The sequence below is a fragment of the Pseudomonas sp. P106(2024) genome, from assembly GCF_057480815.1.
Window position 1 is genome coordinate 1 of sequence record NZ_JBLIYU010000003.1, and the last position, 15,701, is coordinate 15,701.

A 15,701-nucleotide genomic window follows, 5' to 3' on the forward strand; every position below is an offset into this window, starting at 1 on the left:
TCTTGATCGAAGCCCCGGTAAACGGCGGCCGTAACTATAACGGTCCTAAGGTAGCGAAATTCCTTGTCGGGTAAGTTCCGACCTGCACGAATGGCGTAACGATGGCGGCGCTGTCTCCACCCGAGACTCAGTGAAATTGAAATCGCTGTGAAGATGCAGTGTATCCGCGGCTAGACGGAAAGACCCCGTGAACCTTTACTATAGCTTTGCACTGGACTTTGAGCTTGCTTGTGTAGGATAGGTGGGAGGCTTTGAAGTGGGGACGCCAGTTCTCATGGAGCCATCCTTGAAATACCACCCTGGCAACCTTGAGGTTCTAACTCAGGTCCGTTATCCGGATCGAGGACAGTGTATGGTGGGTAGTTTGACTGGGGCGGTCTCCTCCCAAAGAGTAACGGAGGAGTACGAAGGTGCGCTCAGACCGGTCGGAAATCGGTCGTAGAGTATAAAGGCAAAAGCGCGCTTGACTGCGAGACACACACGTCGAGCAGGTACGAAAGTAGGTCTTAGTGATCCGGTGGTTCTGTATGGAAGGGCCATCGCTCAACGGATAAAAGGTACTCCGGGGATAACAGGCTGATACCGCCCAAGAGTTCATATCGACGGCGGTGTTTGGCACCTCGATGTCGGCTCATCACATCCTGGGGCTGAAGCCGGTCCCAAGGGTATGGCTGTTCGCCATTTAAAGTGGTACGCGAGCTGGGTTTAGAACGTCGTGAGACAGTTCGGTCCCTATCTGCCGTGGACGTTTGAGATTTGAGAGGGGCTGCTCCTAGTACGAGAGGACCGGAGTGGACGAACCTCTGGTGTTCCGGTTGTCACGCCAGTGGCATTGCCGGGTAGCTATGTTCGGAAGAGATAACCGCTGAAAGCATCTAAGCGGGAAACTTGCCTCAAGATGAGATCTCACTGGAGCCTTGAGCTCCCTGAAGGGCCGTCGAAGACTACGACGTTGATAGGTTGGGTGTGTAAGCGCTGTGAGGCGTTGAGCTAACCAATACTAATTGCCCGTGAGGCTTGACCATATAACACCCAAGCAATCTGCTACGCAGATTGTGGTGGTGAAGACGAAAGACCCGAAAGTTCGTAAGACCACAAATTCACATATCCGAATTAGCCAAGAGTGTTCCTAAGACATTCTGGCAACAGAATTTCTTGACGACCATAGAGCATTGGAACCACCTGATCCCATCCCGAACTCAGCAGTGAAACGATGCATCGCCGATGGTAGTGTGGGGCTTCCCCATGTGAGAGTAGGTCATCGTCAAGATTCATTTCGCAAAACCCCTATCTGCGCGAGCAGGTAGGGGTTTTGTCTTTTCAGCCCTGGTAAAGAAATCTGACGTGGGAGCGGGCTTGCCCCGCGATGGCGCATGCCCGGATAACATCACGGCCTGATTCGGCCTTATCGCGGGGCCAGCCCGCTCCCACGGTATCTTGTTCCTACACGGCATCCGTTTGCTGACGATCACGCAAATATCCTTTGCTCGTCGGCTACCTCACATCGCCCCGTCGCAGGTGCGACAATATTGCCGTCACAATTACGTGACTTCCCCGTACCTACCCTGCGTCAAGGCTTAGGTTCGGGGCAATCCTGGCACCCGGACCGAGCGATGCCAGCGTACCGTGCTGCGCATTTCTGGACTTTCACCGTCCTATTACTTGAGGTTAGAAGCAAGATGGCCAAGGCCGCCGATGTCGTTGTGCAATGCCTGGAAAACGAAGGTGTCGAGTATGTGTTCGGCATTCCCGGTGAGGAAAACCTCGACTTGCTCGAGTCCCTGCGCAAGTCGAAGATCAAGCTGGTACTGACCCGCCACGAGCAGTCCGCGGGCTTCATGGCCGCCACCTACGGCCGCCTGACCGGCAAGACCGGCGTCAGCCTGTCGACCCTCGGCCCTGGCGCGACCAACCTGGTGACCGCCAGTGCCTACGCCTACCTGGGCGGCATGCCGATGATGATGATCACCGGTCAGAAGCCGATCAAGAAGTCCAAGCAGGGCCGTTTCCAGATCATCGACGTGTGCGGCATGATGGACCCCATCACCAAGTACACCCACCAGTTCGCCTCGGCCGACAACATCCCAGCGCGCATGCGTGAAGCCTTCCGCCTGGCCGAAGAAGAGAAGCCAGGCGCCGTGCACCTGGAGCTGCCGGAAGACATCGCCGCCGAGCAGACCGACGCCTTGCCGATCCCGCGCAGCCTGCACCGTCGCCCGCTGGCCGAGCACGTGGCTATCGAAGCCGCCGTGCAGAAACTGCAGAACGCCCGCAACCCGATCCTGGTGATCGGTGCCGGCGCCAACCGCAAGATGACCGCCAAGGTCCTCAAGCAACTGATCGACAAGACCGGCATCCCGTTCATCACCACCCAGATGGGTAAAGGTGTGGTCGACGAGCGCCATCCGCGCTTCCTCGGCAACGCCGCGCTGTCCTCCGGTGACTTCGTGCACCGCGCCGTCGAAGCCGCCGACCTGATCGTCAACATCGGCCACGACGTGATCGAGAAGCCACCGTTCTTCATGGTCCGTGGCGGCACCGAGGTCATTCACGTCAGCTTCCGTTCGGCCGAGGTAGACGCCGTGTACTTCCCGCAGGTGGAAGTGATCGGCGACATCGCCAACGCCGTGTGGCAGATCAGCGAAGCGCTGACCGACACCAGCCACTGGGACTTCACCCGCCTGATGGCCATCCGTGAAGCGAACGAAGCACAGATCGCCGAAGGCGCCGACGACGACCGTTTCCCGGTCTACCCGCAGCGCATGGTCGCCGACATCCGTCGCGCCCTGCCGTCCGAAGGCATCGTCGCCCTGGACAATGGCATCTACAAGATCTGGTTCGCCCGCAACTACAAGGCCCACAAGCCCAACACCGTGCTGCTGGACAACGCCCTGGCGACCATGGGCGCCGGCCTGCCATCGGCCATGGCCTCGCACCTGGTGTACCCGGATCGCCCGGTCATCTCGGTATGCGGCGACGGCGGCTTCATGATGAACAGCCAGGAGCTGGAAACCGCGGTACGTCTGGGCATGCACATCACCGTGGTGATCCTGCGAGACGACGGCTACGGCATGATCCGCTGGAAGCAGGCCAACATGGGCTTCACCGATTTCGGCCTGGACTACGGCAACCCGGACTTCGTCAAGTACGCCGAAGCCTACGGTGCCAATGGCCACCGCGTGGAAAGCGCCGAAGGCTTCCTGCCGCTGCTCGAGCACTGCATCAAGACCCCAGGCGTGCACGTGATCGACTGCCCGGTGGACTACAGCGAGAACGACCGCATCCTCAACAGCGAGCTGCGTGAGCGCGCGCTGGCGGTCTAAACCGTAGCATTCTCATCGCGGGGCAAGCCCGCTCCCACGTTGTTCCTGCACAACGTGGGAGCGGGCTTGCCCCGCGATCGTTTTATTGGCACGGTGAATGCGTGTACCGCTTTTCCCATGTGTTAGGGTGCTCCCATATTTTGTTTCCTCAGGACTCCTACCCATGCTCCCCGCGCTCAGCGAAAAAGAACTCGACCGTCTCGAAGACCTGCTGATCACCTACGGCAACGATTATTCGGTGCTCAACCTCGCCGAGCTCAACGGCTTCTTCACCGCTTTGGCCAGCTCCCCCAACAAGGTCAACCCTGAGCAATGGCTGCCTTCTGTCGCCGGTGGCAAGGTGCCGAAGTTCAAGAAGCCCGCCCATGAAGAGGCCTACACCGCGTTGATGCTGCGTTACGCCAGCCAGGTGGCGCAAGAGCTGGCCAACGACCTCGAGCACTTTGAACCGCTGTTCGAGGAGAGCGAAGGAGAGGAAGGCCCGGCGATCATTCTCGAGGAATGGTGCTTCGGCTACATGCGCGGTACCCAGGTGGCCGAGTGGAGCGAGCTGCCGCCGGAGCAGGATCGTCTGCTCAAGGCCATTTCCCTGCATGGGCTGGAAGACAATTTCGAGCTGCTCGATTCGATGAGCTTCGATGAGCGCCAGGCCTGTGTGCCGCTGGTGGTCGAGGCGGCGCGGGGGTTGTATCAGTACCAGAAGCAGCACCGTCATTGAGATCGCCATCGCGGGCGCGTGGAAGCGGGCTGGCCGCACGACTGTAATTATTCCACCTACCGTAATACCGAATTGCTCCCAGCACTGATTCTGCTGTCGGGCGATCCAGTGCAGCATGTCCTCCAGCAGCGCCACTCCCGGCGCTGATCCGGAGCCCCGCACATGCCAAGCCCGATCAAACTCTACAACTTCCCCAAGTCCGGCCACGCCCACCGCATCGAGCTGATGCTGTCGCTGCTCGAACTGCCCACCGAGCTGGTCTTCGTCGACCTGGCCAAGGGCGAGCACAAGCAGCCAGAGTTTCTCGCCATCAACCCCTTCGGCCAGGTGCCGGTGATCGATGACAACGGCATCGTCATCGCCGATTCCAACGCCATCCTGGTCTACCTGGCCAAGGCCTATGGCGGTGAGCGCTGGTTGCCTGCGGATCCGGTCGGTGCCGCCCGAGTGCAGCGCTGGTTGTCGGTCGCGGCGGGTCCCCTGGCCTTCGGCCCGGCAGCGGCACGTCTGGTGACGGTGTTCGGTGCCTCGTTCAACACCGATGAAGTCATCGGCCGCGCCCACACCCTGCTCAAGGTGATCGACGCCGAACTGGCCAAGGGCCCGTTCCTGGTCGGTGACCGGGCCACCATCGCCGATATCGCCAACTACTCGTACATCGCCCACGCGCCGGAAGGCAACGTGTCGCTGGAACCGTACCCCAACGTGCGCGCCTGGCTGGCCCGTGTCGAGGCGCTGCCGGGCTTCGTGCCGATGCCACGTACGGTCATCGGTTTGCAGACCACCCTCTGAGTCCCGAGGAATGCCGCCATGCAATCGCCCTGGCATGCAGGTGAAAAACGGCTGCAGGAGCACGTCGGTGTTGCCGAGCGCATGGAGGCGTTCGGGCAGAAGGTCATCCGTGACTTCATGCCCGACCAGCATCGCACCTTCTACCAGCAGTTGCCGTTCATGGTGGCCGGTGCCGTGGACGCCGCAGGCAAACCCTGGGCGACGCTGCTCGAAGGCCCGGAAGGCTTCGTCAGCTCGCCCGATCCACGGCAACTGTTGATCGGCGCCGATCTCGCCAGCGACGATCCGGCCACGCCGGGCCTGGTGGCGGGTGGCGCCATCGGCCTGCTGGGGATCGAGCTGCACACGCGGCGGCGCAATCGCCTCAATGGCCTGATCCGCGGGGCCAGCGCCGGTCAGTTGGCGGTGGTGGTCGAGCAGTCGTTCGGCAACTGCCCGCAGTACATCCAGCTGCGCGAGTACACCCGCGTCGACGAGCCGCCGCAGGCGCGTCGGGATTCATCGGTACTCGATGCCGCGACCCGCGCCATGATCGAAAACGCCGACACCTTCTTTGTCGCCAGTTACGTCGAGCAGGAAAATGGCCAACGTGCCGTGGACGTGTCCCACCGCGGTGGTCGCCCCGGTTTCGTCAGGGTCGAAGGCAATCGCCTGACGATTCCTGACTACGCCGGCAACCTGCATTTCAATACCCTCGGCAATCTGCTGGCCAACCCGGTTGCCGGCCTGTTGTTCGTCGACTTCACCACGGGCGATGTGCTGCAGGTTTCCGGGCGCACCGAGGTGATTCTCGATAGCCCGCTGATCAGCGCCTTCGAAGGCGCTGAGCGGATCTGGACCCTGGACATCGAGCAGGTGGTAGTCCGCCCGGCTGCGGTGTCGTTGCGTTGGGCCTTCCAGGAGTACGCCCCCACCAGCCTGATGACCGGCACCTGGAGTGAAGCCGAAGAGCGCCTGCAACAGCGTGAGCGCCAACGCCAATGGCTGACCTGGCGCGTGCTGCGTATCGAGCAGGAAAGTCGCGATATCCGTTCGTTCTACCTGCAACCCGAGGAAGGTACGGCGGTGGCCTTCGCGCCCGGCCAGCATATTCCCGTGCGCCTGCAGGTGGATGGTGAGGCACCGCTGATCCGCACCTACAGCCTGTCCAGCGCGCCGTCCGATGGCCACCTGCGCATCAGCGTCAAGGCGCAGGGGCCGGCGTCACGCTATTTGCATCAACAGGTGAAGGTTGGCGATCGGCTGGAGGTGCGTCAGCCCATGGGCAGCTTTACCCTGGATCAGCAGAGTGAGCGGCCCCTTGTGCTGATCGGCGCGGGCGTCGGCATCACCCCGTTGATCGCCATGCTCCGCGAGCAGCTGGCCAAAGGGCAGGGGCGGCGCATCCATCTGTTCCATGGCGGGCGCACACTGGCCGACCTGCCGTTCCAGCAGGAGCTTGCCGCACTCCAGCAACACGCCAATGGCTTGCTGAGCATCCATCGTGCCCTGAGCCAGTCCGAACCCCAGGCCGTGCTGGGTCATGACTACCAGTTCGCCAGCCGCCTGGGCATCGAGCAGATCAAGGCCACGCTGGCATTGGACGACTACGACTTCTACCTCTGCGGTCCGGCCAGCTTCACCCAGGATCTGTACGAAGGCCTGCGCGGCGTGCATGTGCCCGACGCCCGCATCCATGCCGAAGCCTTCGGCCCCTCGACCCTGCGCCGCCACACCGATGACAACCAGCCGACGCTGCAGCAGCCCCCACCCGCCAGCGAACCGGTGCCGGTGTACTTTGCCAGCTCTGCCAAGGAAGCGCGTTGGGCGCCGGACAGCGGCACCCTGCTGGAGCTGGCGGAAAGCCGTGGCCTGTCGCCGGATTTCAGTTGCCGAGGCGGCTCCTGCGGTACCTGCAAGACCAAGCTGGTCAGCGGCCAGGTCCACTACCCGAACCCGCCCGCCGAACTGCCCGAGCCTGGCAGCGTGCTGATCTGCTGTGCCATCCCCGCCCAGGCCGAGGGCGGCGTGCAGCCCCTGGTACTGGAGCTCTAGCGTGACCACGGCGATAATCGCCCCACGACAACGCGTGGGGCGCGGCATGGACCAGATCCACCTGATGAAAGTGTTCGTGGCTGTTGGCGAGCTGGAAAGCTTCGCCGCCGCCGCCCGCCGCCTGGCCATCTCGCCGGCGGCGGTGACCCGCGCGGTCACTGCCCTTGAGGAACAGCTCGGGGTCAAGCTGCTGCTGCGCACCACCCGCAGCGTGCGCCTGACCGAGGCCGGCGGGCGCTACCTGCAAGACACCCGGCACATCCTCGCCAGCATCGTCGAGGCCAACGAAGCCGCCGCCGGCATCAACGCCGCGCCCAAGGGCGACCTGGCGGTGACCGCGCCGATCCTGTTCGGCAAGAAGTTCGTCATGCCGTGCATCGTCCGTTACCTGCAGCAGTACCCCGAGGTGGATGTGTCGGCGTACTTTCTCGACCGCGTGGTGAACCTGGTGGAGGAGGGCATGGACGTGGCGGTGCGAATTGGCCAGTTGCCCGATTCGGGCCTCAAGGCGTTACGCGTGGGCAAAATGCGCCGGCTGCTGTGCGCCTCGCCCGAATACCTGGAACGCCACGGCACGCCGCGCCATCCCTCGGAGTTGCAGAAGCACGAAGTGATCGCCGCCGGGACCCTGTCACCGCGCACGGACTGGCGCTTCGGCGCCATTGACGACCCGACGCTGATCCGCATGAAGCCGCGCCTGACCGTGACCAGCAACGATGCCGCCATCGCCGCGGCCAGCGCCGGGCTCGGGATTGCACGGCTGCTGTCGTACCAGGTGGCGGATGAAGTGGCGGCCGGGCGCTTGCAGGTGATCCTGGCCGAATACGAAGAAGCGCCGTGGCCGATCCATATCCTGCATCGGGAGAGCAAATATGGCTCGACCAAGGTGCGGACCTTTATCGATATGTTGGCCGAGCATTTGCGCAGCCAGGCACATCTGGCTTGATTCCGGACCTTGGGGCGCAAAGCGCCCCCAAGTACCTTGAACGCAATCAACACCTCGAAAGCGCCGTACACTCCGCCAGCACCCTCAACCCGCCCATCACCTGCGGCGTAATCACCCGCCCCAGGCACACCCGCAACCCAGTGCCACACTCCCCATCGGCAAAGAACATCCCGCTGGCGCCGACATTGCAGCCACGCTCCGCGGCAAGCCGTTGCAGCGCCACCATGTCCGTCCCTTCCGGCAATTCGATCCAATGGATGAAGCCGCCCTGCGGCGCCGCATACCGCGTCCCCGGCGGAAACGCCGAGCGCACCAGCGCCTCAATCACTCCGGCCTGCGCCGCCAGCCGGCCGCGCAGCTTGGCGCAGTGCTCCTCCATGTACCCCCGGCCGATGAACTCGTCCAGCACCCGCTGGGCCAGGCTCGACACCGCCAGGTTGCGCGAAAACAATTGGGCCAGGATCGCATCCCGATACCGCCCCGCCACGCACCAGCCCACCCGGTACCCCGGCGCCACGGTCTTGGAGAACGACGAGCAATAGATCGTCTGCCCGGTCTCGTCGTAGTGCTTGATCGCCTTGGGCCGCTGCGCCTCATCCACCAGGTCGAAGAAGATATCGTCCTCGATGATCGGCACATCCGCTGCCTGCGCCAACTGTGAGAGCCGTGCCCGCGCTGCGTCGGGCATGATGAAGCCCCGTGGGTTCTGTAGCGTCGGGTTGAGGAACACCACATCGACCTTGCCGCGCTTGAGCGCCCATTCCAGGTGCTCGAGGTCCATGCCGCTGTCGGCGTGGGTGCGGATGGGCAGGGCGCGCATCCCCAGGCGTTCGATGGTCTGCAGGATGCCGTAGTAGGTAGGTGTTTCGATCGCTACCGTGGCGCCCGGCCGGGCTACGGCCTCGAGGGCCAGCTCCAGGGCCACGGTGTCGCCCGAGGTCACCAGGATTTCATCCGGGCCGCAGGCCACGCCGCGCTGCAGCATCAGCCCGGCAATACGTCGGCGCAGCGAGGCCAGGCCAGGCGGGGCGATCAAGCCGGCCAGCGGCTGATCGGCCTTGCTGGCCAGGGTCGTCAGGCATTTGTTCAGCAGCACCTGGGGCGTGAGTTCGTCATGCAGCACCGCCGAGCTTAACGACAACCCGCCGTTGCTGGCGGCCTGAGCGAGCATGGCGACCACCGCGTGGTTGACGTTGACGCTGACACTGGCGAGGTCAAAGCCCTGCACCTGGGCCGCGCCCTTGGCGACGAAGTACCCCACCCGGGGCGTGGCTTGCACATAGGCATTGGCCTCCAGCTCCGCCAGGGCCCGTTGCACCGTGGCCAGGCTGCTGTCGAACAGCCGCGCCAGTTCGCGCACCGAGGGCAGCTGCGTGCCGGTAGGCCATTCGCCGCTGTCGATCTGGCGCAGCAGCCAGGCGTTGACGGTGTGCCAGCGTTTGTCGGGCTTGGGGTTGCGATCCATGGCGGCCTTGTGTGGTGTCAAGCGGGGGCCCCGGAAAGGTAGAGCAAAACCGTGCCCGTTGCAGCCACGATGACGATGTTCAGCAGCACCAGGACGAAGCCGAAGCGGATCAGCCTGTGTTCTTCCTCACGGTCGGCCCCGGCCAGCCCGATGACCAGCGACAGGATCGACAACGAGCCCAACGCGCCATGCCCCGCGGCGCTGTTGGCCATGGCTGCCAGCCAGGGGCCGTGGGCGATGGATAATGCCGCAATGGACGGCATCACCAGCGTGGTGCCGCCGACATTGGAGCCTGTCACGTAACCGGCCAGCCCGGCCAGCAGCGACACCGTCGACGCCAGCGACACACCCGACATTGCTTGCAGCGCGCGTTGCGCCTCGACCAGGAAGCCGGCCTTGACCATCACCTGGGAGAGCAGCAGAAACAGGAAGATCGTTGCCACCGGGAACCGCGCCCGCTTGACCAGCGCCTGCCAGGGGAAACCCGCACCTTGGCGCGCGGCCATCATCAGCACCACCAACAGCAAGGCCAGCCCCGGCGACGCCAGCGGCTTCCACGACACGTTGTTGCCATGCACCACCCACAGCCCGTCCCAGCCCGACAGCAGGAACAGCCCCCGCGAGGCGATGATCACCCCCAGCAAGGCCAGGTATGGCCATGCCGTCTGCGGCCAGCGCACCAGGGCCCCGCGCCGCGCCCAGGAAAGCCCCAGGCCGACGCACACCACCGTCAACCCGGCCAGTACCCCAGCGGCTTCGGGGCCTATCCAACGGTTGATTACATACAGCACCGCGCTGAACAACAGCGAAACCAGCCCCAGGCCAAGCCACGCCTGTACGCTGCGAACCTGTGCCAACGCCAGTGCCACCGCCGCGAGGGCGAGGAACACCGGAGCGCTGACCAGTGCCGAATGGCTGCCCAGCTCCTGCGCCGGCACATGGGCCAGCAGCGCGCCGATCACCGTGGCAAGCCCCAGAGTGCCCCAGGGCATCACCACCATGCCGGCCAGGGCCATCTTCATGCCGACCTGGCGGGAAAACAGTCCCATCAGCAGCGGCACCGTGGCGATCAGCGATACGCCGAACCCGGTCATCGCCTCCAGCAGCGGCGCCAGGCCCAGCACGATGAAGATCACCTGCATCGGCGGCGTCCAGCCCAGCTTCCGCACCCAGGCGCCGATCGCCTGCGGGGCGTTGGCGCGTTCGACCAGGATGACGAAGGCCAGCCCCGGAACGATCACGCAGGCGGTGCTGAGGAACAGGATCAACGTGTCTTGCAGGATGGCGCCGGACACCGCCGCCGACAGCGGCTGCGCGGCGCCCAGCCCCCACAGCAGCAGGACACCGGCCACGCCGGCCAGCGCGGCCTGCACGGGTGGGCGGCGCAGCAGCAGGATCAGGGCGATCACCAGGCCAATGGGGGACATTTGCAGCAGCAGGGCAGCCATGATGCGGGTTCCTTTAGCCATCCAGAGGAGTGTGGAAGGGATGGTGGAGGGAAGGGCGGGACTGCAACAGATACAGGGGGTGGGGGATTTTCAATACAGCCCCTGGCGCGTGGCATTGGAGGCACTTGTTCGCACCACCTCTCACGCCAATGCCTGGATTTCTGGGCGCTGACGGCGATATTGGCTGTTAATGCCTGCAATCCGAGGCATTACGTGGATCGGGCATTCTGGTCGCATTCCGCATGGGTTTTGACCGTACTGCTTGCACGCAGCGTGGCTATCTGGCCAAACCTGCCAGCACCTTCTCCAGTTTCACCACCGCCTCCCTCATCTCAGCGGGTGTCAGTGCCGCAAAGCCCATCAGCAAGCCGGCATCGTTCCTCGGCACCGCGTACAAACTGCCCAGCCCCAACAGATCGATGCCTACCCCGCGTGCCGCCCTGACCACGGCGTCTTCAGACAGGCCCTGCACGAAATGGCAGGGCATCTGCAGCCCGCCGGCGGGCACCTGCGGCACGAGAAACGCCCCCAGGTGCCTGCGCAGCAGATCCGCCAGCACATCCCGCCGCTCGGCGTAGAGCGCGCGCATGGCCCGTACATGGGCGTTGAAGTGCCCGCCTTCCATGAACCGGGCCAGGGTCAGCTGGGCGATGGAGGCGTTATGCCCGTCCTGCAGCGTGCGGGCGGCGGTCATCGGCGCGACGAGCTGGGGCGGCAGCAGCAGGTAGCCGATGCGCAGACCGGCGAACAGCGATTTGGTGAAGGTGCCGATGTACAGCGTGCGGTCGTGTGGGTCGAGGCCCTGCACGCAGGCGGTGGGGCGGCCGGCGTAGTGGAACTCGCTGTCGTAGTCGTCCTCAATGATCCAGGCGCGTTGCTGGCGCGCCCATTCGATCGCCAGCAGGCGCCGGTCCAGCGCCAGGGTCGCGCCGGTCGGGTACTGGTGCGAAGGGGTGAGGAACACCGCCCGGGCATCCGGCGCCAGCCGGGCCATGGCGTCCACCTGCAGGCCGTGCGCGTCCACCGGAACCGGCACGCCTGCCAGGCCGGCGGCGGTGACGGCCTTGCGGGTGCCTTGGTACAGCGGGTCCTCGACCAGCACCTGGTCGCCTGCGTCCATGAGCACCTGGGCGCACAGGCCAAGGGCCTGCTGCGAGCTGGTGAGGATCAGGATGCGCTCGGCGGATGCCTGGGCCCCGCGCTCGAGGTTGAGGTAGTCGGCGATTGCCCGGCGCAAGGGGGCCATGCCCTGCGGCTCGCTGTGTTCCAGCGCCCGCGTGCCGTATTCCTTGTACACCTGCCGCTCCAGCTTCTCCCAGATGGCCAGGGGGAAGTGCCGGGTTTCGGCCACGCCCGGGGCGAAGGGGCGGGGCGACTGGAAGTTGTGGACGCCACCGTTGTGTAACAGCGCTTCACCACGGCGGCTCAACTGCACCGGGGCTTGCTGATGTGCCGGACGCTGGCGCTTGCGCGACGGCAGACAGCGCGCCCGTTGCGACACGAAGCTGCCGCTGCCCACGCGCCGCTCGATAAAGCCTTCGGCGTGCAACTGGCTGTAGGCCGACTCCACGGTATCCCGCGAGACGCCCAGGGACTGGGCCAGCGGGCGCGAGGCGGGCAGCGCCTTGCCCACCGGCAGTGCGCCGTCGAGGATCAACTGGCGGATCGCCCGTTGGATACGCACATGCAAGGCCAGCGCGCCATGGGCGGGGTCGTTGATCCAGGCTTTCACCGATTCCAGCTGCGCGTGTTTGAACATTGGCCTGATTCCCTGGCTGGTAGATTTGATTAATGGCTGCCAATGCCGGGGCCGCTTCGCGCCCCTTTCCGACCGGTCCAGCGCTCCGGCAAGGCCCGCTCCCACAGGCGACCGCGAACCCCTGTGGGAGCGGCCTTGTGTCGCGAAAGGGCTGCAAAGCAGCCCCGGCAATCTCAAGCCTAACGCTCATCCAGAACCCCAAAGTGGTCTGGCCATTACCGAGCAATTGGCAGGTAAAAACCAACCATTTATCCGCTATAAAACCCAAGCCCGCAAGCAACCACCAAGGAAGGCAAGCGCTACGGGCAGGCCGGCCCCTCACTAATTCACGCAGTCTTGTCCCAAAGGGGTTCCAACCATGACCACCACCCAACCACCCGTCTTCATCCGCGAAGTGAAGCAAACCGACCTCCAGCCCTGGCACGACTACTGGTCGCAATACCAGGCCTTCTACCAGGTAGACCTGGGCCCAGCCATTACCGAGCGCACCTGGGCCCGCTTCTTCGACCCGACCGAACCCATGCACTGCGCCGTGGCCACCGACGGCGAACGGCTCTACGGCTTCGTCCACTATGTGTTCCACCGCTCGACCTGGGGGCGCAACGACTTCTGCTACCTGGAAGACCTGTTCGTGTGCCCGAGCGCCCGAGGGCGGATGATCGGCAAGCAACTGATCGAGTTCGTCCAGGACCAGGCCCGGCAGCAGCAGTGCGACCGGTTGTACTGGCATACCCAGGAGACCAACCGGACTGCGCAGCGGTTGTATGACTGGATTGCCGAGAAGCCGGGGGTGATCGAGTACCGGATGCCGCTGGATGTTGCTCACTAGGGCCATTGTGCTAAGTCCATTGTGAGCAGATAAGGGCGTGGGAGCGGGCTTGCCCCGCGAAGGGGAGCACTGGCTTTGCGGTGCAATCTCCTGCGGCGCCGCGCCGCTCCCACGCCCCAGTCATCAGAAATCTTCCTTCGAAATCTGCCTGAGTATTACGGCGTTGTCAGACCATTCAGAAAGATGAACCCCTCCCTGGCAGAGGAATACTTAATCCAATATTTTGTGCCTTAACTGCGATTTATTGAGTTAACACACATGAAGTTGGATTTAAGTCTTACCAAACCCAGCGAACTCATGAGGGCCTTGTGCGAGCGCTTGCGCACCGAGCGGCTCGCTCAACAGATGTCGCAAGCGGAAGTGGCTGCTCGTGCCGGCATCGGCACCAATACCGTGTCCAACCTTGAAACGGGACGAAATGTCGGTTTTGAAAATCTGATCCGAGTGGCGATGGTTCTAGGTCGAAGAAAAGAGCTTGAGGCGCTGTTTTTGCCGAAGGTGGAGTGCATAGCCGACATCGCTCGTTATGAGCTTGGTGCCAAGCGCCAGCGTATCCGGAAGAAGTCAGGGCAGGATTGAACAGGGCTGCATGGCAGCCCTTTCAGTGGATCGCAGGGTTCAATCGCCAACCCCATGCAACCGCAACGCCCGCTGCGCACATTCCTTCCAGCTCAACTTACGCCGCTCGGGCACCACCACGGGCCTCTCCGCCGCCATCACCACCGGCATATCCCGCATCCGTACCCAAGGCTCACTCTGCCAATACAACAGACTCGCCGTATGCCCACCCGGCCAGCACATCCTGCCCAGGCGCGGCAGGTCTTCCAGCGCCGAATCCTGCCCATCGCGCAGCACCGCCACCACCTCATGGGTCAGCCAATGGCGCAGGTGGCGGTTTTCCGGAATGTGATGATGGGCCAGCAGGGTATAGGCACCGGACTCGCTGACCATGGTGGTCTCGCTGTACTGGCCGTAGCGCAGCAACTGCACGGTGCGATGCTGGTCCGGGTCTAGCTTACGGATGCAGTGCTCGTCGAAGAAGCGCCCGGTCATCCGACCGAGTTCGTGGGCGCAGAACCAGGCTTGGGATTCGAGCCAGAGGGTGTGGAGAGGGCGGTTGTGGCGGGTGAAGAGGATGGAATCGTGGAGGTCAGTCATGGCTGGCCTCCGCGGTCCTAGATAACTTGAAATGGCTAGGCGTACGTGCGAGTGGCACGTTATTGCTAGGCTTGATAGGCATTTCCTTTACCTCTACGTGGATTCAGCTTTCTTAGGGCTGGGTGTCGGGAGCTAAGAAATCCCACGTAGCGGACCGGACGTATTCCCCTTGCGGGTCTTGTATTAGTCCGCTCCCGACATAACACGTTTTCTGCGCGCAGGATTAAACCACAGGCAAAAAAATGCCGCATCTGTCGGGGCGGATTGACCGCTACGTGAGGCGTTTCTTAGGCGCCGCTGAGAAAGGTAATTCCATCAGACGAGCCAGTCAAACATAAAAGCTGTAGTCCGTTTCTGAAATTTTTTGTCAGACTTTATTTGTCGTTGTGGTTCTGATTCCTTGGGCGGGGGAGGGGCGGTCTAAGATTCAGTTTCCAAATTAGAGCTGGATGAGCGCTCAATCAACGCCCCTGATCTGCCATATGTAACAAACTCAAAGTTTGCGTTTCCAATCCCCTTGATTTCGGTTTTTGCTCGATCGTCAAGATCCTGTTTGACTAGTGAGTTTACCTTTGCAATTTCAGCCTCAGTCTCATCTATAGTTTTCTTTAAGGCTTCAAAAGCACTGCCTAGAACGGGGATCTTTCCCAGTTCTTGCCACAGATAGTTGTTCAAAAAGCTGGTCACGAAAGCCCAGGCACCGTTGACTGAAAAGTAGGAGCCGCTGCTGCATTTCTTAATTGTAGCTATGACCTTTGCGAGTGCCTCAATCATGCTGCGGCTGTCAACGTCCCCACTATCCTTAATGCTTTCGAGTATTTTTACAATTTCCGAAAATAGCTCGGGTAGCCTGCTTTCTTTTCTGTAAAGCTCGAAAACTCCGTCGAAGTCTATTGCCGAACTTTTATTGTCGTTGAGGCTCCAGGTGTGCCCGTTTAGAGCTGGGAGGACCGGTATTAGGTTGTGCAGTAGTGTAGAACTCCTCCAATTTGGTCCTAACTGTGAGCTGATGAGGTTAATAATGCTCTGTAGCCAGATTGGTAGGTCTGTGGAGGGGATTACGAGTTTAAGATTTTCAGCTGCAGATAGTGCTTCTTGAGCAGCTTTCTTCTTGGTGGCTAAATCTTCGCCTGCCAATGCTTTAAGGAGGAAGGCTACCTTGTTTTGCAGTTCGCTATTTCTTTCGTTGAGTAGCTTTAAAAATAGATCGATCATACCGTTCAAATTAT

The 15,701-nt window shown here is 62.5% G+C and carries 12 protein-coding genes and 2 rRNA genes; 9 read left to right on the plus strand and 5 right to left on the minus strand.

Annotation, left to right across the window (positions count from 1 at the left end; all coding sequences use genetic code 11):
• The 7 genes from AC25M7_RS06135 to AC25M7_RS06165 all read left to right on the plus strand — a co-directional run.
• Window positions 1–1,025, plus strand: a 23S ribosomal RNA gene (locus tag AC25M7_RS06135); the annotation flags it as partial.
• A gap of 129 nt (window positions 1,026–1,154) precedes the next feature.
• A 5S ribosomal RNA gene (gene rrf, locus AC25M7_RS06140) occupies window positions 1,155–1,270 on the plus strand.
• Between the two features lie 409 nt (window positions 1,271–1,679).
• The gene (locus AC25M7_RS06145; protein WP_028692242.1) at window positions 1,680–3,323 is read left to right on the plus strand and encodes an acetolactate synthase large subunit; all 1,644 of its coding nucleotides are present in this window, start codon (window positions 1,680–1,682) and stop codon (window positions 3,321–3,323) included.
• A 163-nt stretch (window positions 3,324–3,486) separates the two neighbouring features.
• The gene (locus AC25M7_RS06150) at window positions 3,487–4,041 is read left to right on the plus strand and encodes a UPF0149 family protein (RefSeq protein ID WP_062363504.1); all 555 of its coding nucleotides are present in this window, start codon (window positions 3,487–3,489) and stop codon (window positions 4,039–4,041) included.
• Between the two features lie 162 nt (window positions 4,042–4,203).
• Window positions 4,204–4,833, plus strand: coding sequence for a glutathione S-transferase family protein (locus AC25M7_RS06155; protein ID WP_486970843.1), 630 nt, complete (start codon window positions 4,204–4,206; stop codon window positions 4,831–4,833).
• An 18-nt stretch (window positions 4,834–4,851) separates the two neighbouring features.
• Window positions 4,852–6,867, plus strand: coding sequence for a pyridoxamine 5'-phosphate oxidase family protein (locus tag AC25M7_RS06160; protein WP_486970844.1), 2,016 nt, complete (start codon window positions 4,852–4,854; stop codon window positions 6,865–6,867).
• A 46-nt stretch (window positions 6,868–6,913) separates the two neighbouring features.
• The gene (locus tag AC25M7_RS06165; protein WP_486970936.1) at window positions 6,914–7,813 is read left to right on the plus strand and encodes a LysR family transcriptional regulator; all 900 of its coding nucleotides are present in this window, start codon (window positions 6,914–6,916) and stop codon (window positions 7,811–7,813) included.
• Window positions 7,814–7,859: 46 nt separating this feature from the next.
• On the opposite strand, the gene AC25M7_RS06170 is transcribed toward AC25M7_RS06165, so the two are convergent.
• From AC25M7_RS06170 to pdxR, 3 genes are all read right to left on the minus strand, one after another.
• On the minus strand, window positions 7,860–9,278 hold the full coding sequence (locus tag AC25M7_RS06170; RefSeq protein ID WP_062363498.1) for an aminotransferase-like domain-containing protein: 1,419 nt from the start codon (window positions 9,276–9,278) through the stop codon (window positions 7,860–7,862).
• A gap of 17 nt (window positions 9,279–9,295) precedes the next feature.
• The gene (locus AC25M7_RS06175; RefSeq protein ID WP_486970845.1) at window positions 9,296–10,726 is read right to left on the minus strand and encodes an L-lactate permease; all 1,431 of its coding nucleotides are present in this window, start codon (window positions 10,724–10,726) and stop codon (window positions 9,296–9,298) included.
• Between the two features lie 277 nt (window positions 10,727–11,003).
• Entirely contained in the window at window positions 11,004–12,485 is a 1,482-nt protein-coding gene (gene pdxR, locus AC25M7_RS06180) for a MocR-like pyridoxine biosynthesis transcription factor PdxR (protein ID WP_486970846.1), read from the minus strand.
• Between the two features lie 358 nt (window positions 12,486–12,843).
• Between pdxR and AC25M7_RS06185 the strand changes: the two genes are divergently transcribed.
• Both AC25M7_RS06185 and AC25M7_RS06190 read left to right on the plus strand, forming a co-directional pair.
• Complete coding sequence (locus tag AC25M7_RS06185) at window positions 12,844–13,314, plus strand: GNAT family N-acetyltransferase (RefSeq protein WP_486970847.1); 471 nt, start codon at window positions 12,844–12,846, stop codon at window positions 13,312–13,314.
• A 258-nt stretch (window positions 13,315–13,572) separates the two neighbouring features.
• Complete coding sequence (locus AC25M7_RS06190) at window positions 13,573–13,893, plus strand: helix-turn-helix domain-containing protein (protein WP_069017428.1); 321 nt, start codon at window positions 13,573–13,575, stop codon at window positions 13,891–13,893.
• A 39-nt stretch (window positions 13,894–13,932) separates the two neighbouring features.
• Here AC25M7_RS06190 and AC25M7_RS06195 read toward each other — a convergent pair whose 3' ends face one another.
• Both AC25M7_RS06195 and AC25M7_RS06200 read right to left on the minus strand, forming a co-directional pair.
• Entirely contained in the window at window positions 13,933–14,472 is a 540-nt protein-coding gene (locus AC25M7_RS06195; protein ID WP_486970848.1) for a BRO-N domain-containing protein, read from the minus strand.
• Window positions 14,473–14,892: 420 nt separating this feature from the next.
• On the minus strand, window positions 14,893–15,696 hold the full coding sequence (locus AC25M7_RS06200; RefSeq protein WP_486970849.1) for a hypothetical protein: 804 nt from the start codon (window positions 15,694–15,696) through the stop codon (window positions 14,893–14,895).
• Window positions 15,697–15,701: the final 5 nt, after the last annotated feature.

Coding starts and splice junctions, on each gene's coding strand:
- AC25M7_RS06165 (WP_486970936.1), top strand. CDS start 6,914: ATGGACCAGATCCACCTGATGAAAGTGTTCGTGGCTGTTGGCGAGCTG.
- AC25M7_RS06190 (WP_069017428.1), top strand. CDS start 13,573: ATGAAGTTGGATTTAAGTCTTACCAAACCCAGCGAACTCATGAGGGCC.
- AC25M7_RS06160 (WP_486970844.1), top strand. CDS start 4,852: ATGCAATCGCCCTGGCATGCAGGTGAAAAACGGCTGCAGGAGCACGTC.
- AC25M7_RS06150 (WP_062363504.1), top strand. CDS start 3,487: ATGCTCCCCGCGCTCAGCGAAAAAGAACTCGACCGTCTCGAAGACCTG.
- AC25M7_RS06185 (WP_486970847.1), top strand. CDS start 12,844: ATGACCACCACCCAACCACCCGTCTTCATCCGCGAAGTGAAGCAAACC.
- AC25M7_RS06155 (WP_486970843.1), top strand. CDS start 4,204: ATGCCAAGCCCGATCAAACTCTACAACTTCCCCAAGTCCGGCCACGCC.
- AC25M7_RS06195 (WP_486970848.1), bottom strand. CDS start 14,472: ATGACTGACCTCCACGATTCCATCCTCTTCACCCGCCACAACCGCCCT.
- AC25M7_RS06175 (WP_486970845.1), bottom strand. CDS start 10,726: ATGGCTGCCCTGCTGCTGCAAATGTCCCCCATTGGCCTGGTGATCGCC.
- AC25M7_RS06145 (WP_028692242.1), top strand. CDS start 1,680: ATGGCCAAGGCCGCCGATGTCGTTGTGCAATGCCTGGAAAACGAAGGT.
- pdxR (WP_486970846.1), bottom strand. CDS start 12,485: ATGTTCAAACACGCGCAGCTGGAATCGGTGAAAGCCTGGATCAACGAC.
- AC25M7_RS06170 (WP_062363498.1), bottom strand. CDS start 9,278: ATGGATCGCAACCCCAAGCCCGACAAACGCTGGCACACCGTCAACGCC.